At 64.6% G+C, this 18,035-nt stretch carries 19 protein-coding genes, 2 other RNA genes and 1 pseudogene; 8 read left to right on the forward strand and 14 right to left on the reverse strand.

Features of this window, described 5'->3' with window-relative positions:
- Positions 1-408, forward strand: coding sequence for a SufE family protein (locus IC614_RS04300; protein ID WP_200972632.1), 408 nt, complete (start codon positions 1-3; stop codon positions 406-408).
- Positions 405-860, forward strand: a complete 456-nt coding sequence (locus tag IC614_RS04305; RefSeq protein WP_404829143.1) for a PaaI family thioesterase — start codon at positions 405-407, stop codon at positions 858-860. The genes IC614_RS04300 and IC614_RS04305 overlap by 4 nt, the downstream gene beginning before the upstream one ends.
- Before the next feature lie 79 nt (positions 861-939).
- Here the strand turns inward: IC614_RS04305 and IC614_RS04310 are convergent, their stop codons facing one another.
- From IC614_RS04310 to IC614_RS04355, 10 genes are all read right to left on the reverse strand, one after another.
- Complete coding sequence (locus IC614_RS04310; RefSeq protein WP_200972634.1) at positions 940-1,470, reverse strand: J domain-containing protein; 531 nt, start codon at positions 1,468-1,470, stop codon at positions 940-942.
- Positions 1,471-1,505: 35 nt separating this feature from the next.
- Positions 1,506-1,878: RNase P RNA component class A (gene rnpB / locus IC614_RS04315), an RNA gene on the reverse strand.
- 10 nt (positions 1,879-1,888) lie between these two features.
- The gene (locus IC614_RS04320) at positions 1,889-2,581 is read right to left on the reverse strand and encodes an N-acetylmuramoyl-L-alanine amidase (protein ID WP_200972635.1); all 693 of its coding nucleotides are present in this window, start codon (positions 2,579-2,581) and stop codon (positions 1,889-1,891) included.
- A 47-nt stretch (positions 2,582-2,628) separates the two neighbouring features.
- A complete protein-coding gene (locus IC614_RS04325) occupies positions 2,629-3,483 on the reverse strand; it encodes a CheR family methyltransferase (protein ID WP_200972636.1) in 855 nt (284 codons plus the stop codon).
- Positions 3,474-4,613: a chemotaxis protein CheB gene (locus tag IC614_RS04330; RefSeq protein ID WP_226372726.1), complete on the reverse strand. Its 1,140-nt coding sequence runs from the start codon at positions 4,611-4,613 to the stop codon at positions 3,474-3,476. Before IC614_RS04330 ends, IC614_RS04325 begins: the two co-directional genes overlap by 10 nt.
- On the reverse strand, positions 4,610-4,975 hold the full coding sequence (locus IC614_RS04335; RefSeq protein ID WP_200972637.1) for a response regulator: 366 nt from the start codon (positions 4,973-4,975) through the stop codon (positions 4,610-4,612). The genes IC614_RS04330 and IC614_RS04335 overlap by 4 nt, the downstream gene beginning before the upstream one ends.
- Positions 4,976-5,038: 63 nt before the next feature.
- Positions 5,039-5,470: a chemotaxis protein CheW gene (locus tag IC614_RS04340; protein ID WP_200972639.1), complete on the reverse strand. Its 432-nt coding sequence runs from the start codon at positions 5,468-5,470 to the stop codon at positions 5,039-5,041.
- On the reverse strand, positions 5,467-7,806 hold the full coding sequence (locus tag IC614_RS04345; protein ID WP_200972640.1) for a chemotaxis protein CheA: 2,340 nt from the start codon (positions 7,804-7,806) through the stop codon (positions 5,467-5,469). Before IC614_RS04345 ends, IC614_RS04340 begins: the two co-directional genes overlap by 4 nt.
- Positions 7,807-7,908: 102 nt before the next feature.
- Complete coding sequence (locus IC614_RS04350; protein WP_200972642.1) at positions 7,909-8,544, reverse strand: histidine phosphotransferase family protein; 636 nt, start codon at positions 8,542-8,544, stop codon at positions 7,909-7,911.
- The gene (locus IC614_RS04355) at positions 8,531-9,058 is read right to left on the reverse strand and encodes a Mov34/MPN/PAD-1 family protein (RefSeq protein WP_200972644.1); all 528 of its coding nucleotides are present in this window, start codon (positions 9,056-9,058) and stop codon (positions 8,531-8,533) included. The genes IC614_RS04350 and IC614_RS04355 overlap by 14 nt, the downstream gene beginning before the upstream one ends.
- Positions 9,059-9,070: 12 nt before the next feature.
- Between IC614_RS04355 and IC614_RS04360 the strand changes: the two genes are divergently transcribed.
- The 6 genes and pseudogenes from IC614_RS04360 (at position 9,071) to IC614_RS04385 (ending at position 15,187) form a co-directional block, all read left to right on the forward strand.
- A complete protein-coding gene (locus IC614_RS04360; RefSeq protein WP_200972646.1) occupies positions 9,071-10,027 on the forward strand; it encodes an RluA family pseudouridine synthase in 957 nt (318 codons plus the stop codon).
- A 48-nt stretch (positions 10,028-10,075) separates the two neighbouring features.
- Complete coding sequence (rpoH, locus tag IC614_RS04365; RefSeq protein WP_200972648.1) at positions 10,076-10,978, forward strand: RNA polymerase sigma factor RpoH; 903 nt, start codon at positions 10,076-10,078, stop codon at positions 10,976-10,978.
- A 319-nt stretch (positions 10,979-11,297) separates the two neighbouring features.
- On the forward strand, positions 11,298-12,143 hold the full coding sequence (locus IC614_RS04370) for a MipA/OmpV family protein (RefSeq protein ID WP_226372760.1): 846 nt from the start codon (positions 11,298-11,300) through the stop codon (positions 12,141-12,143).
- Between the two features lie 142 nt (positions 12,144-12,285).
- Complete coding sequence (locus IC614_RS04375) at positions 12,286-12,939, forward strand: hypothetical protein (RefSeq protein ID WP_200972652.1); 654 nt, start codon at positions 12,286-12,288, stop codon at positions 12,937-12,939.
- A gap of 173 nt (positions 12,940-13,112) precedes the next feature.
- Positions 13,113-13,838, forward strand: a pseudogene (mtgA, locus tag IC614_RS04380) (monofunctional biosynthetic peptidoglycan transglycosylase); the annotation flags it as partial.
- Between the two features lie 212 nt (positions 13,839-14,050).
- Positions 14,051-15,187 carry a sensor histidine kinase gene (locus IC614_RS04385; RefSeq protein WP_200972657.1) on the forward strand — a complete coding sequence of 379 codons (1,137 nt, stop codon included), beginning with the start codon at positions 14,051-14,053 and terminating at the stop codon, positions 15,185-15,187.
- A gap of 1 nt (position 15,188) precedes the next feature.
- On the opposite strand, the gene IC614_RS04390 is transcribed toward IC614_RS04385, so the two are convergent.
- The 4 genes from IC614_RS04390 to ffs form a co-directional block, all read right to left on the reverse strand.
- Positions 15,189-15,674 carry a GAF domain-containing protein gene (locus tag IC614_RS04390; protein WP_200972659.1) on the reverse strand — a complete coding sequence of 162 codons (486 nt, stop codon included), beginning with the start codon at positions 15,672-15,674 and terminating at the stop codon, positions 15,189-15,191.
- Between the two features lie 46 nt (positions 15,675-15,720).
- Complete coding sequence (locus IC614_RS04395) at positions 15,721-16,044, reverse strand: YbaB/EbfC family nucleoid-associated protein (protein WP_200972661.1); 324 nt, start codon at positions 16,042-16,044, stop codon at positions 15,721-15,723.
- 1 nt (position 16,045) lies between these two features.
- A complete protein-coding gene (locus IC614_RS04400; protein WP_200972663.1) occupies positions 16,046-17,644 on the reverse strand; it encodes a DNA polymerase III subunit gamma/tau in 1,599 nt (532 codons plus the stop codon).
- 294 nt (positions 17,645-17,938) lie between these two features.
- An RNA gene (gene ffs / locus IC614_RS04405) (signal recognition particle sRNA small type) lies at positions 17,939-18,033 on the reverse strand.
- Between the last annotated feature and the right edge of the window lie 2 nt (positions 18,034-18,035).

Genomic DNA, 18,035 nt, shown 5'->3' on the forward strand with positions numbered 1-18,035 from the left:
ATGACCGCGCTTGACGATATCTACGCCGATTACGAACTGCTCGACGCCGACGACCGCTACCGTTTGCTGATCGACCTCGGCCGGACGCTGGAGCCGATGCCGGACGCGTTGAAGACCGACGCGACCCTGGTACGCGGCTGCTCGGCCGCCGTCTGGGTCTATCCGATGCCGCGCGAGGATGGCCGTCTCCATTTTCTCGCCGACAGCAATGCTGCCATCACGAAGGGGATTATCGCGCTCGTTCTGACGACGGTGCAGGATCGGACGGCGGAGGAAATTCTGGCGACCGATATCGAAGGCGCCCTCGCCCCCTTCGATCTGAAAAACCAGCTGAGCTCCAACCGGACGCAGGGCATTCCCAACATGATCGCGCTCATCCGGCAAACCGCGGAACGGCTGCGCGGATGAATGCCGGCGACGCCCTTCGCAATATGCAGGGTTTCGACCCGAAGCTCTTCGCCGAATTTGCGGGCCGCGTCGGCCATGGCGGCGCGCTCCGCATCGATTATCGCGATCACGGCGCCGACTGGGCGGAATTGTCGCTCGATTATCGCGAAGATTTGATCGGAGTGGAGGAAACCGGCGTGATCGCGTCCGGGCCGATCATCAGCCTGATGGACATGGCGACCAGCACGGCGATCTGGGTGAAAATCGGCCGCTTCCGGCATCAGGCGACGCTTGACATGCGCGTCGACTATCTGCGCCCTGCGACGCCTGGGCGGACGATTATCGGTCGCGGCGAATGCTATCGCATCACCAGCAAGATCGCCTTCGTCCGCGGCGTCGCGCATGACGGAGACCTGGGCGATCCGGTAGCCAACGTCACCGGCACCTTCATGTTCATGGAGAAGCGGACGTAAAACACCGTTGTGCTCCGGCGAAAGCCGGAGCCCAGTCGTTCGTTCGCGCCGCTGGGCTCCGGCTTTCGCCGGAGCGCAACTAGCTGGCGGCCCGCCGTTCCTCAGCCTTCGACAACACCTCATAGGCCGACGTGATCGCCTGAAACCGTGTGGCGGCATCGGCATCGTCAGGGGCCACGTCGGGGTGGTTGGCCTTGGCGAGGCGGCGATAGGCGGCCTTGATCTCGTCGAAGGAGGCATCCACCTCGACACCCAGAACATCCAGCGCCCGCATCTCGTCGCGGCTGCGGGTGCCGTCCCCCTCTCCGCCCCAGCCGTAAAACTTGGCCTGGCCATAGGCGCCGGCATCGCGCTGCTCGCCCGCGGCACGCGCTTCGGCTTCTTCCTTGGAGAGGCCGGCGAAATAGTCCCAGCCCTTGTTATATTCGGCCGCATGGCGTTCGCAGAAATACCAGCGGTCCGGACGGTTGGGCGATTTGGGCGCGGGCCGGTCGCCAGGCTCATCGCAGCCTTCACGGTCGCAGGGGCGCACCTGCTGCGCCACGCGCTCGCTGCCATAAGCGCGCCAGCGCGGAAAACCCCAGTCATTCGATCGAGTCTGACGTCCCATGATCACCCACTACAAGCTGGAAAACCCAGCGAAAACAAGCCAGAGGGTCTATAAGCCGGGTTCTGTCCATCCCCGCTTTCGCGAAGACTGTGCGGCCATTCCTCTAGGAGGCGGATCGCTCCGCCCCTCAAGCAACCAACCCGGGCGGTCCGGCCGGAACAAGGCCACCATGCCGCCCCTATTCGGTCTTGCTCCCGGTGGGGTTTGCCATGCCGTTCCCGTTGCCGGGCCCGCGGTGCGCTCTTGCCGCACCCTTTCGACCTTACCGCACCGAAGAGCGGCGGTATGCTTTCTGTGGCACTTTCCCTGGGGTCGCCCCCGCCGGACGTTATCCGGCACCGTTGTTCCGTGGAGCCCGGACTTTCCTCGCCCCGCATTGCTGCAGGCCGCGGCCGCCCGACCCTCTGGTAAGCCCTATCTAGTCGTCGCCTTGCGGTTTGGGAAGGAGAAGCGCGAGGAGAAGCGACCGGCACTCGCCGTCGATCGTCCCGTCGATCAATTCGGGGCGAAACCGGCGTTGAAAGGCGACGGTGGCGGCAAGGGCATCGCTGACGTCGTAGCCGAAGCGTTCGAGCGCGAGCAGAAAGGCGCTGTCCGACCAGCCGGGATCGACCAGATTCTTCGCGGGCCTGGGCAGCGCCAGCCGCAGCTTGGCGAGACGGTACCAGGGGAAAAGCTCGCCCGGATCCTGCTTGCGCCGCGGCGCGACATCGGAATGTCCGACGATATTGCCCCGAGTGATGCCGTGCCGCTCCTTGATCTCCGCAACGAGCGGGATCAGCGCCTCGATCTGGGCGTCCGGAAAAGGCCGGTAGCCGAATTCGTGGCCCGGATTGACCATCTCGATTCCAACGCTCGCCGAATTGACGTCCGTGATGCCCCGCCAAAAGGATTGGCCCGAGTGCCAGGCGCGTTTGTCCTCATCGACCATGCGAAGAACGGTGCCGTCTTCCGTCACGACATAATGGGCGGAAACGCCGGCTTGCGGATCGGCCAGGCGATCGATCGCGGCTTCGGCCGTTTCCATGCCCGTATAGTGAAGCACGATCATCGATACCGGCAGCAAGCGGTCGCCGAAATTGGGGGATGGATGATCGATTGGCTCTGTCATGCCACCCTAAATGACGGGGGTGATACCGTTTTGGCAATGGCGGAGTGTCAGGCCGCCGTCGATTTCAAGGTTGCGGCCGGCACTTCAACCGGACTGTAGAGGCCGCGGAAATTGGCGTTGGATACGAACGACTTGCTCTGCCCGATCACCGTTTCTCCGGCACCGAGCATCAGGAAGCCGTCGGGCGCGATCGCCTGCGACAACCGGGCAAAGACGGTCCCGCGCGCGGCTTCCTGAAAATAGAGCAGGACGTTCCGGCACAGGATGATGTCGAAACGGCCGGGAGGCGGCGCCGCATCCATCAGGCTGTGCGTGCGGAACCGCACCCGCGCCCGCAGGCCTTCAAGGACGCGCCATTGGCCTTCGCCTTCCGCTTCGAGCCAGCGGATCATTTGCACGACCGGCAGACCGCGCTGCACTTCGAATTGCGAATAGAGCCCGCTCCGGGCCTGCTGGATCGCGGTTTGCGACACGTCGGTGCCCAGGATATCGACGGTCCAGCCGTCCCAACGCGCCTGGTCCTCGGCGATGGCCATGGCAATCGAATAGACTTCCTGGCCCGTGGAACAGCCCGCGCACCAGATGGACAGTCTCTTCCCCCGCTCCCGCGCGCTCTGCAAGGAGGGCAAGGCGCTGGACAGGAGAAGGTCGAATGCGGCGCGATCCCGGTAGAAATAGGTTTCGTTGTTGAGAAGCGCGTCGACCACGGCGTCCGCCAGACCGGGATCGCGCGCGGACACGAGGTCGGTCAGCAGCTGGTCGATGCTCTCCATGTTGCGAGCGCGCAGCAAGCCTTTCAGCGCCGTTTCGATCCGCCAGCGGCGGCTGCTGGCGAGCTGCTGTCCCGTTCGCGCCTCGAGAAGGTTCGCCAGGATGCGAATGGCGGAATCGCTTACTTGCACACCGCCTCCCGCGCGCGTGCCGCGACGTAATGGGCAAGGTCGGCGGGCGGCGCGATGGCGCTGGCAAGGCCCGCCTCCGCCACCGTGCGCGGCATTCCCCACACCGCCGAAGTCTCCTCATCCTGCGCCAGCACCACGCCCCCGCGCCGGGCGACTTCTCCCGATCCGATCAGCCCATCGCGGCCCATGCCGCTGAAGATTACGGCCAAGGCACTCTTGCCGTACATTTCGGCCATCGAAATCAGCATGGGATCGACGGACGGGAGGCAGGATGTCGCCGCCGCGTCCTTGTTCAATTGGACCCGGATGGTGCCCCCCTGCCATTCCAGGCAGAGATGGGCATCGCCCGGCGCGACCAGGATTTCCTCCAACTTCAATATCATGCCGTCTTCGGCCACCAGGGTCAGGCGCCCGGAGGCCGCCTCCACCTGCCGGGCGAAATAGGGCATGAAGACAGGCGGCAGGTGCTGAGTGATGAGGATGGGGGCGCCGATCGATGCGGGCAAGTTGCGCAGGAATTCGTTCAGCGCACGAAGGCCGCCCGTCGACGCGCCAAGCCCAAGGCAGCCGACGCGGTGGGGATCGACCGTGCGCAGCGCCAGCGGGGCGCTTTTACCGTCTGGCGCTTTCACTCCGCCCTGTTCCTGCGCGGGCTCGTCCACCGCCCCGTCTTCGCCGGCGCGGCCGATCCGGCGCAGGCGTTCGGCAAGCACATGCGCGAAACGGCCGCCGAAATTGCCGGTGCCAGGCTTCGGCAAGGTATCGGCGGCGCCCAGCGCCAGGGCGCGGACCGCGGCTTCGGCGCCATCCTCGGCATTGGAGGATACGATGAGCACGCGCGCGCCCTTTCCGGTGCGCAGGATATCGGGAAGAATATTGAGCCCGCTCGTGCCCGGCATTTCGACATCGAGGAGAACGATGTCGACGCTCACCGCCTCGAGTTTCGCCAAGGCCTCGTCGGCGCAGCCCGCCGTGGCGACGATTTCGAAATCGTCGAACGTGGAAATCATTCGCGACAATACGGCGCGGGCCACCGGCGAATCGTCGACGATCATCAACCGGATGCGCGGCGCCGCATGCCCCGGCATCATCGTCCCCCGCTCGATATCACGGGCGGACGCGCCCTTCACGCGACGCCGACGATCTGGAGCTTGCTTTCCAGCGTTTCGCGATCGAACGGCTTCATCACATATTCGTCGGCCCCCGCCTCGATGGCGGCGCGGATATGCGCGGTATCGTTTTCCGTGGTGCAAAAAACGACCTTGGGCTGGGTTGGGATGTCCTGCTGGCGGAGCGTGCGCAGGAATTCCATGCCGCTCATCACTGGCATGTTCCAGTCGAGCAGCACCACGTCGGGCATCTTTTCCTCGCAGCGGGATAGGGCCTCACGGCCATCCTCCGCTTCGTCGACATTGAAATTCAGCGTTTCCAAAATGTGACGCGCGACCTTGCGGATCACCTTGGAATCATCGACGACGAGGCAGTTTTTCATCCCATGAACCCCCTGAGAGCATGTCAGCCCTTTAATCCCTAATGGTAAGCACTCTCTTAAAGGTCAGGCCGCCTGACGCGACGGCGCATCGATGAGCGCGGCGGGATCCAGGAGAAGGCAGACACCCTCGCCGGTCGATACGACGCCGCGTGCGGCATGCACCCATGCGGAGCCCAGGACCGTGCTGACCGGCGACACGGTGTCGTCGATTTCGACGACATCGTCCACACGATCGACGAGCAGGGCATAAAGGTGGCCCGAGATGCTGACGACGATCGCTTCGCGCCGCGCTTCGTCGTGGGGGGCGAGGCTAAGCGCGCGGCGGCAATCGACGACGGTAAGAACGCGGCTGCGGAGCGCCGACAGGCCCAGAATATGGGGCGCGGAGCCGGGCACGGGGGTCAGGCCCTCCAGCTCCACCACCGACTGGACGTCGCTGGCCGGAATCGCGACCCTCTCGTCCGCGATATCCACGATCAGGAAGAGCGCCGTCATGCCTTTTGCCCCGCTTTGGCCCGGCTGCGTTCGGTCAACGCGCTGAACAATCCGGCGCGGTCGTAGCGGTAGACGCTACCGTCCCCGCCCTCGTCGTCGGGATTGGCGCGCAAGCGCAGCAGCTTCGCCTTCGGCGCGCCGGGCGGCGCTTCACCATCGGCGGCGATCAGAACGTCGACCGCTTCCGGGTCCGCGCCTTCGGCCGCGATCACGCGATAACCGGCATTTTCCAGGATCGGGCGCAGGATATTGTGCATCCAGGCGTCGCTTGACGGCAACGCGCAGGTCAGCGGCGCGTCCAACCCCTCGGCGCTGCAATGCGCGGCGAACAGCCAGAAGGGATCGAGCATTTCGACCGGCTCGCCATTGATCAGGGTCACGCCGCCAACTTCACCCGGCACGGCGGCGGGAATGACCTCGCTCGCCAGCGGCACGATATCGATCACCTCGCGGAAGGCATAAGCCAGCTCCGCCGTCCCGTCCGTCAGGCGAAGGAGCCGCATCTTGCCCTCAGACGGCGCGGCGGCGCAGCCTGCCAGCGGCAACAGCGCATCGCGTATCGTGACGCGCAGGCGCCCGGCGGAAACCTGGACAGCCTCGACCGGCACGTCCTCGATCCGTTCGACAAGGGCAAGCCGGACCGCGCGGCAGCGGCCTTCGAGGGTGCGGAAAAGGAGCGTCGCGGGCCGATCCCCCGCCATTTCCTCAACGGGCTGAACCGGCGCCGTTTCGGCCTCGGCCGCGTCGAGCACGACGCCCGCCGCAGCCGCGATGCCGGCGCAGTCGAGCAGCAGGATCGGGCGGCCATCGTCGGCAAGGGTCGTGCCAGCGTAGAGCCCGGTCGCTATGACGGGGGGCGCCGCCGGCTTGATGACGAGCTCCTCATGATCGTGAATCACGTCCACGGCGAGAGCGTAAAGGTCGGCGCCCGCGGGTTTCAGCACGATCATGGTCTGATCGCGTTCCTCGGTCGTTTCCGCCATGCCGAGCGCCGCCGACAGCGACACGCGCGCCATCCGCTTGCCGCGAATGTTGGCGATCTTCGATCCGCCGAGCGATTCGACCGTGACCGCGCCCCGATACCGCACGATCTCTTCGATGGCGGAGCGCGGAATGGCGAATTTCTGGCCGCCGGCACTGACGGTCAGCGCGGGAATGATGGTAAGGGTAAGCGGCACGCGAAGCGTCAGGCGCAGCCCGTGCCCGGGCTTGCTGTCGAGATCGACGACTCCGCCGATCTTCTCCACATTGGCGCGAACGACGTCCATACCCACGCCGCGCCCGGAAATGGCAGTCACTTCCCGCGCGGTCGACAGGCCGGGTTCGAAAATAAGGGCGACCTTTTGCGCCAAGGTCATGGTCTCCGCGCGTGCCGGGGTGACGATCCCCGCCGCAAGCGCCTTCTTGAGCAGCCGCTCGCCATCGATTCCGCGCCCGTCGTCGGCGACTTCGATCAATATCTGGTTGCCCGACTGACGGGCGTGAACGCGCAGCTGGCCGATCGTGGCCTTGCCGGCCGCGAGGCGGTCTTCCGCGGTCTCAAGGCCGTGGTCGAGGGCATTGCGAATGATGTGGGTCAACGGATCGCGGATCATTTCGATCATCTCGCGGTCGAGCTCGACATCCCCGCCGTCGATGTCGAGGGCGACCTTCTTGCCCAGCTCCACCGACAGGTCGCGGACCATGCGGGGCAGGCTTGCAAACAGATTGTCGATCCGCTGCATCCGCGTCCGCGTGATCGCTTCGCGCATTTCCGCGATGCAGGCCGACACTCTGTCGAACGCAGCCTCCAGGACCGGATCAGCCTCCGTTTCCCGCAAGCGGCGGGCAAGTTCGTTGCGGGCCAGCACCATGTCGGACACGCCGTTCATCATCCGGTCGAGCAATTCGACCGACAGGCGAATGCTCCGCACCGGCGCGCGCAGGTCGACCGGAGCCTGCTCCTCCATGTCGCGGCGCGGAGTGGGCACCGGCTGCGTCAGGGCGGATATGAGAAACTCATCATTGTCATTGGGAACCGCCTCGCCAGTCTGAAGCGACTGAACGATCTCGCCGATGCGGTCGATGATGGCGAGGACCGCGCTGACCAGCGGATGATCGGCCTCCCGGCGTCCGGACCGGACCTCGGCTAGCGCATCCTCCGCGGCATGGCTGAGATTTTCGAGGCGGGGCAGTTCGAAAAAGCCGCAATTGCCCTTCACGGTGTGGACGAAGCGGAAAATGGCGTCCAACCGCTCGCGATCGCCGGGATTTGCTTCCCACGCCACGATTTCGCCGCTCAGCGCGTCCAGCATGTCCCGCGTTTCCGCGATGAAATCGTCGAGAAGGTCGTCCATCAAGCCAAAGCCCGGATCGTTGCATGAGGCCCACGCATGCACCGGCGCTGGTAAAGAACCCTTTAACCGCCTCGGGCTCCGGCCGAGGCGAAGGATGACGCGTCAGGCGGGCACGGATGTTCCGAGCAGGAGCATGCCTTCCTCCGCGTCGCTCACCTGGACGCTGCCGCCGCCTTCCGAAACCAGGCAATATACGAGCCAGGCGGCGGCGGCGCGCGGCTCGATGGCATCCTCCGCCGTTTGACCGGTCAAGGTTTTGCGCAATTCGGGATCGAGCAGAATGCGCGGCCCTTCGGCGCGCACGACGATGTCGAGGCCCGCGCCGTGCCGCTCCACGCCGATATCCAGCCGCCCCCCGCGCACCAGCGCATCGCCCGCGATGAGGGCGAGGTTCAGCAGCACCTTGAGCGCCGACTTGCTCATCACCGGCTCGTCCACCATCCAGCCAAGGGCGATGCGGCCGTCCACGCCATACAGGCCTTCGATCGCGGCGCGGGCTTCGCCGGTGTCGACCTCGTCCCCGAAGCCGCCCGCGGCGCCGAAGGCGAGGCGGAAGAATTTGAGCTTGTTGGCCGTCGTCCGGGCGCTTTCGGCAAGGAGATCCAGGCAACGCGCCCGCATGTCCGGATCCTGCTCGTCGGCGAGCAATTCGATGCCGTTGTTGAGCGCGCCTACCGGGCTCAGAAGGTCGTGACAGAGACGGGAGCAGAGAAGGCTTGCGAATTCAATGGATTTCATGGCGCGGGCCCCGGTCTGGAATGTCTTGATCCCTATTGGCGGGTCGGGCCTGTGGAGGCAAGGCGGTCTTTCTTCTAACGTCACCCAGACGCGGTTCGGGTGATGATGGAAAGGTTAAGGCCACCGCGTCGAACCGCCCACGAACCGCGCCGCCTTTACTCGCGATCCACAAGGCCGCCGCATCCCGCGACACGATCAACCACAACGCCCCCTCCTCCTCGGCTTGCGCCGCATCCTTGGCCGAAGGCCGCACATCGCCGCTTGGATGGGAATGATAGCAGCCGAGAACCGTCCTCCCTTTCTCCCTTGCCCGCCGCTGCACGGCGATCTGCGTGGCAGGATCGAGCAGGAAACCTTGCGCGGGATCGGCGGCGAGATTGGACGAAGCCACCGTTTTCTCAATCTGCCCCACTCTCCCAACCAGCAAACCGCAGATTTCCAGCGGACCTGCCGCCGCCGCTTCATTCCGCAGCCGGTCCAGCAGAGCCCTTGAAATCTTAACGCCCGTTCCCACATCGGCCTCCTGATGGATCGGGGGGTTTCGATCATGCGCGTGGGCGTCGCTTCGGAGGCTGAAGGCTGGCGGCTCGACCGCGCCCTCGCCGCCGCGATCCCCACCTTGTCCCGCGAGCGTTTGAAGGCCCTCATCAGCAGCGGTGCCGTTTTCGGCCCGCAAGGCGCGGCGGTCCGCGACCCTGCGTCCAAGGCGGTTCCGGGCGGGGCTTACGAGGTTCATGTCCCCGCTACTGCCGAGGCGCACAACGCGCCGCAAGATATTCCGCTCGTCATCGTTCATGAGGACGAGCATCTCCTCGTCGTCGACAAGCCCGCCGGAATGGTCGTCCACCCCGCCGCGGGCAATATCGACGGCACGATGGTGAACGCCCTGCTCCACCATTGCGCGGGGCGCCTGTCCGGCATCGGCGGGGTGGCGCGGCCGGGCATCGTCCACCGCATCGACAAGGGCACGTCGGGCCTTATCGTCGTCGCCAAGACCGACCGGGCGCATGAAGGGCTCGCGGCGCAGTTTGCAAAGCACAGCATCGACCGCCGCTACAAGGCGATCGTGGCAGGCATTCCGAACCCGCCGAGCGGCACGGTCGACGCCCCCCTCGCCCGCTCTTCGGCCAATCGCCAGAAGATGGCGATCGTCGCGGAAGGCCGGGGCAAGCGCGCGGTGACCCATTATGCACTGGAACGGCCATTGAAGGAGGCGTCGCTTATAGAATGCCGCCTCGAAACCGGCCGTACTCACCAGGTGCGCGTCCACATGACCTCGATAGGCCACGCGCTTTTAGGCGATCCCGCCTATGGGCGCACCAAAATCGCTCACCGTGATTTGCTCAATCAATTGGACTTCAAGCGGCAGGCGCTGCACGCTGCGGTGCTTGGCTTCGTCCATCCGGTATCGAAACAAAACTTAACCTTTGAGAGCGTCGTTCCGTCTGATATGCAGGAACTGTTAATCGCCCTCTCCGTATGAATGAGAAGCGTATCGGCGCCCCAAAGGTGCCGGTCAGGGAGAAAGACTATGGCAAGCGGCAACGTCCCCAAAACCATCCCCGCGATGAGCGGCGAGGCGGGCCTCAACCGCTATCTATCGGAAATCAAGAAGTTTCCGATCCTCGCCCCGGAAGAAGAATTCATGCTCGCCAAACGCTGGTCGGAGCATCAGGATACCGAGGCGGCGGCCAAGCTGGTGAACAGCCACCTGCGACTCGTGGCGAAGATCGCCATGGGCTATCGCGGCTACGGCCTGCCGGTGAGCGAACTCATCTCCGAAGGCAATATCGGCCTGATGCAGGGCGTGAAGAAGTTTGAGCCGGACCGGGGCTTCCGCCTCGCCACTTACGCGATGTGGTGGATCCGCGCGTCGATCCAGGAATTCATCCTGCGCAGCTGGTCGCTCGTGAAAATGGGCACCACCGCGGCGCAGAAGAAGCTCTTCTTCAACCTCCGCCGGATGAAGAACCAGATCGAGGCGTTCGAGGATGGCGACCTGAAGCCGGAAGACGTGACGAAGATCGCCACCGACCTCGGCGTATCGGAAGAAGACGTCATTTCGATGAACCGCCGCATGGCGATGGGCGGCGACACGTCGCTCAACGTCTCCTTGCGCGAGGAAGGCGAAGGCCAGTGGCAAGACTGGCTGGTCGACACCGACCCGCTGCAGGACGAGCGCGTTGCCGAAGCCGAGGAAACCCGCGTCCGCCACGATTTGCTGGTGGAAGCGATGGAGGCCTTGAACGACCGCGAGCGCCACATCCTCACCGAACGCCGCCTGACCGACGACCCGAAGACGCTGGAAGAACTCAGCCAGGTCTACGACGTCAGCCGCGAACGCATCCGCCAGATCGAAGTGCGCGCGTTCGAGAAGCTGCAAAAGGCGCTGATGAACCTAGCGGGCGAGCGGAAGCTGCTGGCGGCGCACTAAAGAGATCGCGTCGAAGTGGCACTTCGACGCGGTTTTTCCATTTCCCCCAGTTGCGAAATTTCGGCCAACATGCGGGCCTCGCGATGGGCTGTCGGGTAGGCAAGTACAGCGTTTTTCGTGCAAGCAAGGTAGCTTGCCACCCGGGCGGCCCTAAATCTTGATCTAGATGCAGGCGGAATATCGGCGGCATCTGGCTGGCGGTTGCTTGATCACGGTCGGTCTTTAAGAGAGCGATCGCCAAAGACCGCGGCAATTCGCCACGCGCAGGGGGACGAGTTCGTAACATATGGACGTCAAATTTCCGCACATCCGCCTGCTTATGCGCTTGAGCGTGTTTTCCGGGCCATTGCTAGTTGCGCCTTCGGCATTGGCATCACCCATTGCCGCAAAAGCCAGTAAGGGCGAGCAGCAGCAGCCCGCCGTCATTTTCACGCTTGGTGGGGGCGCGCGGGTCTACCCCCGCTTTCCGGGCGATGACGGCCTCGGTGTTCATCACATGCTGATCGTCTATGCCCGTCCCGAGGGTCAGCCTGTGCCACTGCGGGCGCCGGATCAGAAATTCGGTCTGATATTGTTTGGTGCCGGCAGCCCGGTGAATGCGGGACTTGCGCTTAACATCAAAGGGCGCCGCCGCGAGAAGAATGTTGGCGCGCCGATTGGCAATGTGGGCTGGACCGCCGAAGCCGGGGGCTTCATCCAGGCGTTCGTGCACAAGAATGTGCGCCTGCGCGCCGAAGCCCGCCAAGGTATGAACGGCCATGGCGGCATAACGGGGGATATGAGCGCTGATCTGTTCGTGCGTGCCGGAGATCTCAGCGTCTTTTCGATCGGGCCGCGCCTCCGTCTCGCCAGCGGTAAGTATGTCGATGCTTATTATGGCATTGCCCCTGCGGCCGCGATGGCCAGCGGCCTTCCCGCCTTCGATCCTGAAGGTGGAATCCATGCGGCGGGTGCAGTGGCAAGCATGCGGCTCGATGTCGGCAGGAGCGTCGCCGTCCACGCCTATGGCATTTACGACCGGCTGATGAACGGGGCGGCAGATTCGCCGATCGTCGCGCGCTTCGGATCGCGCAATCAGTTCAGCGCCGGCCTTGGTCTTTCGTTCAGTTTCAGGGTGCCGTTACGGCCCGGCGCGGCTCCGGGGCCCATTACCGCGCGTCCCTAATAGGCACATGATACGCCGATGGGATTGCCCCTTGGTGTGCGCTCGGGCAATGACAACCTGTCGAATCGACATTTATCAGGGGGTTACAATCATAATGTTTAGGAAGAGTGGAAGGCTGCTCGCGGCCGCGGGCGTCTGCGCCATGGCATCTGGCTGCGCGAATATGAACACGGGCGGCTATCTTGGGATGGTCGGCGGCGCTGCCGCTGGCGGTTATGCCGGGTCGGAAATGGACGACGGTAGCGGAACAATGACCGTGGTCGGCGCCGTAATCGGCGGATCGCTCGGCATGGTGCTGGGCAGCGGCGCGGTATCGCCCGGCGAAATGGCGCAAGCAGCCGTCGAGGCCGACGTCGTGGGAACGATTGCACAGGCATCGGCGACGCCTGCACCGGTCAACACTTATGGAACGGCGTCGAACTCCGCTCCCGGCACCGGAACTTCGGTCGGTGTGGCAACCCCGAACAATGCTCCGGCAGGGGAAGAACAGCTCGCTGACAAGGCGGTCAGCGTATATTTCATTCTAGGAATGGTGCCGACCGAGAAAAATACTCGCAATCCAATGTGTTACAGCAACACGTTCAGCGTGACGATACCCTTCAACCCCAGGGGTTGGGGCAACAATGGCCGTCTCCTTGAGGTGATCCAGCCGATGATGGAGACTTTCCGTTCGAAATGTGCGCAACTCGGCAGCGTTGTGCCCGGCCCGGTAAACTATGGAGCCAGCGACAACATCGCTTCGGGCTTCCCGCGTTCGGCGCCGCATGCCGAAGATTACACGGTGGTAATGCCCTGACACCAGGGAAGAGCTGCAGCCGCGTTTAAGCGGAGGCGGGTTAAGGGCGGCCAACAGGCCGCCCTTTCCTTTTGAGGGGAAGCGAACGAGCATTTGCCCATCTGACCTGGTACGTCCGAAGCCGCCAGCAAGTTCAGCATGACGGCGGCGTTTCCAGCCGCTAATCTCCAGTTATGGCGAGGGCAAAGGCACGGCGGGCGCGGTCCCGTACTTCACGGCGAGGTTGGGGCGGCAGGATCCTTGGGTGGATTCTGAAGGGGATCGTCCTGTTCATCCTCATGAGCCTCGCCTGGGTATTGCTCTACCGCTTCGTGAACCCGCCTGTCACCTTCACCATGATGGGTGACGTGATCGGCGGGCGTTCGGCCACTCGGGACTGGATGCCGCTGGGCGAGATCGATCCCGACATGAAGCGCGCCGTCATCGCGGCGGAGGATTCCAAATTCTGTTCGCATTGGGGCTTCGATCAGGACGCGATCGCCGCCGCGATGCGCCGCAATGCGGAAGGAGGGGGCGTGATCCGCGGCGGCTCCACGATCAGCCAGCAGACCGCGAAGAACGCCTTCCTGTGGCAAGGAGGCGGCTATTTCCGCAAGGGGCTGGAGGCCTGGTTCACCCTGCTTATCGAGAATATCTGGGGCAAGCAGCGGATCATGGAGGTTTATCTGAACCTCGCCGAGACTGGCATCACCACTTACGGCGTCAATGCAGGCGCGCAGCGTTATTTCGGCAAGGATGCGTCGAACCTCACCCGCCAGGAGGCCGCGCGCATCGCCGCCGTCCTGCCGCTCCCCAAGAAGCGCGAGGCGGTCACGCCCACCGGCTTCACCCGCCGCTACGGCAACAGCATCGCGGCCCGCATCCGCGTGGTGGCGCGCGACAATCTCGACGCCTGCCTGGACGGCAGCGGGCGGATGGAGGCGGTGGAGCCGGAAGGGACACCCAAGACCAAGGCGAAAGCTGCGCCCAAGCAGAAGCAGCCGGTTGAACCGACCCCGCAACCGGAACGGGCGGAGGACTATATCCAGCCCATGAACGAGCCGGAAACCTCTTCCCCGGCCGAACCGGCCCCGCCCCCCGCCGACACGCCGCCCGTGGTGGAACCGGACGAATGAAGGGCGCGCGCGGCCATGACACGATCGGCGTCAGCATCCTTCTGATTGCCCTGCTCTATTGGTCGTCCTTCGTCATCCTGACGTCGGTCAGCGCGGTGATCGGCGGCTACCATTATGGCCTCATCAACCTGCCGCTCGATTTTTCGCTCATCACCTTCGCGACGCTGACCGCGCTCGGCATTTTCAAGATGCTGTCGCGGCTGACTGCGCTTCCATTTCGGCAGCAGGCATTGATCGCCCTCGTCGCCATGTTCGCGATCGCCTTTTTGTTCGACATCGGGTTTCAGCTGATCCGCACCGTTTTCGGCCCGGACGCGGCGGAGCTGACGGTCGAAACCGCCGTTACGCGCGAGAATATCGTGCGCGGCGGCCTGTTCTGGTTCGTGCCCCTCTGCCTGTGGGCGGCGGCCGTCCTCGCTCTCCTCCACAGCGACGCCGCGCGGCGCCGGGAGCGGCAGCTGCTGACGGCGGAGAAGGAAGCCACTGTCCAGCTCGCGCGCGCCGCCGAAGCGGAGAGCAAGGCCGCGCGGTCCGAGCTCGCCATGCTCCGCGCCCAGCTCGATCCGCATTTCATGTGCAACGCGCTGAATGCGGTCTCCGGCCTCATTCTGATGGGGCGTCAGGACGATGCCACAGCCACGATCGACCGGCTGGCCGCCTTCATGCGCTCCGCGACCGAAATCGGCGACCAGGAAATCACGCTGCAGGACGAACTGGACATCGCCGAAGCCTTTCTGGCCGTGCAGGCCATGCGCTTCGGCGACCGTCTGCGCCTCACGCTCGATTGCGATGACGAAATACTGGATGCGTTAGTGCCCAACTTCCTGCTCCAGCCTTTGGTTGAAAATTCGGTCAAATATGCGGTCGAACATTCGCCCGATCCGGTTGAGATCGTCATCGCGGCCCGGCGGGAAGGCGACACCCTGGTGCTGACGGTCAGCGACGACGGCAAGATCGCAGTTCCGGCCAAACCGGGAAGGAAAGGCGGTGTCGGCCTCACCAACGCACGCGCGCGGCTTGGCCTCCGCTATGGCCTGGCCGCCTCGCTGGAAACGGGCCGCCTGGATGGCGGCTATCGCACGATCATCCGCCTGCCTTTCAAGACACAGGAATCGGCGCCCAGCGCTGGATGACTTAATTCGGGATGGCGATGCCCATTTTCCGGGACAGGATTGCCGCAACCTCCTCGGCAAGGCTTTGCAACGCCGCGACCGTATCGGGTGCGGTCACGACGCGCGGCGCGGGATCGATGGCGCAAAGGGTGCCGTAAAAGCTGCCGTCCGCCAGGATGATCGGCAGCGAGGCATAGCTTTCGAAGCCGTAGAGCATCGGCACCGGATGCGTGCGCCATTCCGGATCGGCCGCGACATGGTCGATCACGATCGCGGTGCCGCACTGGCGGATATCATTGCAGATCGTCGTCTTGATCTCCAACTCACTCCCGGGATCGAGGCCGAATTCGATCCGGTCCTCCACCTGGCAGGCGATCCAGCGATCCTCCGTCACCCGCGCGACCGCAGCGAAGCCCATATGGGTGATCCGGCAAGCCTGGCGAAGGATATCCCTAATCGCCTCGTCGTCGCCGTGGGCGGCCGCCTCGGCGGCAAAGGCGTCCTTCATGGTCGGCGCGACCCTGCACGCTGCGGCGTCATGATCAACCGCCGCCTCAAAACGGCATCTTGAAGCCCGGCGGCATGGGCAGACCCGCCGTGATCTTCTGCATCTGCTCGTTGGCCGCGACATCCGCCTTGGCGCGCGCGTCGTTGATGGCGGCGGCGATCAGGTCTTCCACCATTCCCTTTTCGGAGGGTTGAAGCAGGCTTTCGTCGACGCTGACGCCGATGATCCGCCCCTTGGCGCTGGCCTTGATCCGGACAAGGCCGCCGCCGGACACGCCTTCCACTTCGATCGTATCGAGATTGTCCTGCGCCTTCTGGAGCTCGGCCTGGGCCTCCTGGGCCATTTTCATGATGTCGTCGAGGCTGGGCATGTCAGGCGCTCCGTCTTTCTTTTCCGGGATAGTCGATAAGCTCGGCGCCGGGAAACACCTCCCGCGCGGCCGATACGATGGGATGGTCGAGGATCTTCTGCCTGTTCGCCTCCGCCGCCATCTTCTCCTGCTCGAGAAGGGTCGGCTCGGACGGCGCGTCGGAAATGGCGACGGTCCACTGGGCGCCGGTCACCGACTTGAGCGCGGCGGTGAGGTCGCGCTGGAAATCGCCGGGCAAGGGCTTGGCTGGCCGGATTTCCAGCGCCGGCGGCGCATAGCGGACGACGCCCGCATAATCGTGCAGCTGCTGGGCGAGCAACGCCTTGCCATTGCCCTGAAGCGCCCGAACCAGCGCCTCGAACGTGGCGGGCAGGGCCAGCATCGCCGTCTGGGGCTCCGGCGGAGGGGCGGCGGCGGACGCGGACGCGCGGGCGGGCACGGCCTCCCCGCTCATCAATTTTTCCATCAACGTGCCGGGATCGGGCATATCGGAAGCGTGGACGATGCGAAGCAACGCCATTTCGGCGGCCTCCATCGGCATCGCGGCGCTGTTCACTTCATTGAGGCCCTTCAGCAGCAGCTGCCACAGCCGGTGGAGCGCGGCATGGCCGAGGCGGCTCGCCCATTCGGCATAGGCCTCCCGCTCCTCGGCGGATTGCGCGGGATCGTCCCCGCCGCCGACCTTGGCCCGGGTGATGCCATGGACGCTTTCCAGCAGCCCTCGCACGATCGCGGAAGGCTCGACTCCCAGGTTGTGCTGCTCCTTCACCGCCGCCAGCGCGCCTTGCGCATCTCCGGCGAGCAGCAGGGCAAGCAGCCGTCGCACCGCGCCGCGATCGGACAGGCCGAGCATCCCCCTCACCTGCTCGGCCGTCACGCCCTCGGCGCCATGGGCGATGGCCTGGTCGAGGATGGAGAGGCCGTCGCGCGCCGAACCTTCCGCCGCCCGCGCGATCAGCGCCAGCGCCTCCGGCTCGACGGTGACGCCTTCCTTTTGCACGACCTCGGCGAAATGGGCGGCGAGCTGCTCGGCCGAAATGCGGCGGAGGTCGAAGCGCTGACAGCGCGACAGGACCGTCACCGGCACCTTGTTCACTTCCGTCGTGGCGAGAAGAAATTTCGTATTCTCAGGCGGTTCTTCGAGTGTCTTCAAAAGCGCGTTGAAGGCGTTTTTCGACAGCATGTGGACTTCGTCGATGATGAAGACCTGGAACCGGGCGCCGAACCCGGTGTTGCGGGAAATATCGATGATTGACCGCATGTCGTCGACGCCGGTATGGCTCGCGGCGTCCATCTCGATCACGTCGACGTTCCGGCCCTCCATGATCGACGTGCAATATTCGCACACGCCGCAAGGATCGATCGTCGGGCCGCCCTGCCCGTCGGGTCCGACGCAATTCAGCGCCTTCGCCATGATCCGCGCCGTCGACGTCTTCCCCACCCCGCGCACGCCGGTCAGCAGGAAGGCATGCGCCAGCCTCCCGCGCCGGATGGCGTTGCCCAGCGTCCGGACCATCGCGTCCTGGCCGATCAGTTCGCCAAAGCTCTGCGGCCGGTATTTGCGCGCAAGGACGCGATAAGGCTGGGGAGATTCGCTCATGGGTCTACGTTAGCGGGTCTGCGCCGCCACACCAACCGTCATGCCAGCGATATAGCCCGCAAGACCTGGGTTCGACGACAAACCCATTGCGTCACCCCGGACTTGATCCGGGGTCTATGAACATTGCTCTATCCGAAAAGGTCTGTGTTCATGAATGCCGGATCAAGTCCGGCATGATGGACGATGGAAAATGTGATGGCGCCGCGGCGAAGCCGCGCCGTCGATCCTCGCTTTGCAAGGTCGGCCGCGCTTGTGCGTCTCGGCGATAGCTATCGCTATCTTCGTGTGCACTGCGCGGTAGGAGCCGGGCGACCCGGGGCGAAATCGTTACGGCTGCTTCCTTCCGGACCTGACCGGGTTGGCGACAGCACCGTCCGCCCGACTCCCGCGC

Origin of the sequence: Sphingosinicella flava, assembly GCF_016025255.1 — a bacterium.
GTDB lineage: Bacteria > Pseudomonadota > Alphaproteobacteria > Sphingomonadales > Sphingomonadaceae > Allosphingosinicella > Allosphingosinicella flava.

What these genes read in the sequence shown, in the direction of transcription:
- IC614_RS04375 (WP_200972652.1), top strand. Translation starts at nt 12,286, where the DNA reads ATGGCATCTGGCTGCGCGAATATGAACACGGGCGGCTATCTTGGGATG.
- IC614_RS04300 (WP_200972632.1), top strand. Translation starts at nt 1, where the DNA reads ATGACCGCGCTTGACGATATCTACGCCGATTACGAACTGCTCGACGCC.
- IC614_RS04395 (WP_200972661.1), bottom strand. Translation starts at nt 16,044, where the DNA reads ATGCCCAGCCTCGACGACATCATGAAAATGGCCCAGGAGGCCCAGGCC.
- IC614_RS04350 (WP_200972642.1), bottom strand. Translation starts at nt 8,544, where the DNA reads ATGAAATCCATTGAATTCGCAAGCCTTCTCTGCTCCCGTCTCTGTCAC.
- IC614_RS04360 (WP_200972646.1), top strand. Translation starts at nt 9,071, where the DNA reads ATGGATCGGGGGGTTTCGATCATGCGCGTGGGCGTCGCTTCGGAGGCT.
- IC614_RS04370 (WP_226372760.1), top strand. Translation starts at nt 11,298, where the DNA reads ATGCGCTTGAGCGTGTTTTCCGGGCCATTGCTAGTTGCGCCTTCGGCA.
- IC614_RS04305 (WP_404829143.1), top strand. Translation starts at nt 405, where the DNA reads ATGAATGCCGGCGACGCCCTTCGCAATATGCAGGGTTTCGACCCGAAG.
- IC614_RS04340 (WP_200972639.1), bottom strand. Translation starts at nt 5,470, where the DNA reads ATGACGGCGCTCTTCCTGATCGTGGATATCGCGGACGAGAGGGTCGCG.
- rpoH (WP_200972648.1), top strand. Translation starts at nt 10,076, where the DNA reads ATGGCAAGCGGCAACGTCCCCAAAACCATCCCCGCGATGAGCGGCGAG.
- IC614_RS04400 (WP_200972663.1), bottom strand. Translation starts at nt 17,644, where the DNA reads ATGAGCGAATCTCCCCAGCCTTATCGCGTCCTTGCGCGCAAATACCGG.
- IC614_RS04345 (WP_200972640.1), bottom strand. Translation starts at nt 7,806, where the DNA reads ATGGACGACCTTCTCGACGATTTCATCGCGGAAACGCGGGACATGCTG.
- IC614_RS04320 (WP_200972635.1), bottom strand. Translation starts at nt 2,581, where the DNA reads ATGACAGAGCCAATCGATCATCCATCCCCCAATTTCGGCGACCGCTTG.
- IC614_RS04385 (WP_200972657.1), top strand. Translation starts at nt 14,051, where the DNA reads ATGAAGGGCGCGCGCGGCCATGACACGATCGGCGTCAGCATCCTTCTG.
- IC614_RS04310 (WP_200972634.1), bottom strand. Translation starts at nt 1,470, where the DNA reads ATGGGACGTCAGACTCGATCGAATGACTGGGGTTTTCCGCGCTGGCGC.
- IC614_RS04335 (WP_200972637.1), bottom strand. Translation starts at nt 4,975, where the DNA reads ATGAAAAACTGCCTCGTCGTCGATGATTCCAAGGTGATCCGCAAGGTC.
- IC614_RS04390 (WP_200972659.1), bottom strand. Translation starts at nt 15,674, where the DNA reads ATGAAGGACGCCTTTGCCGCCGAGGCGGCCGCCCACGGCGACGACGAG.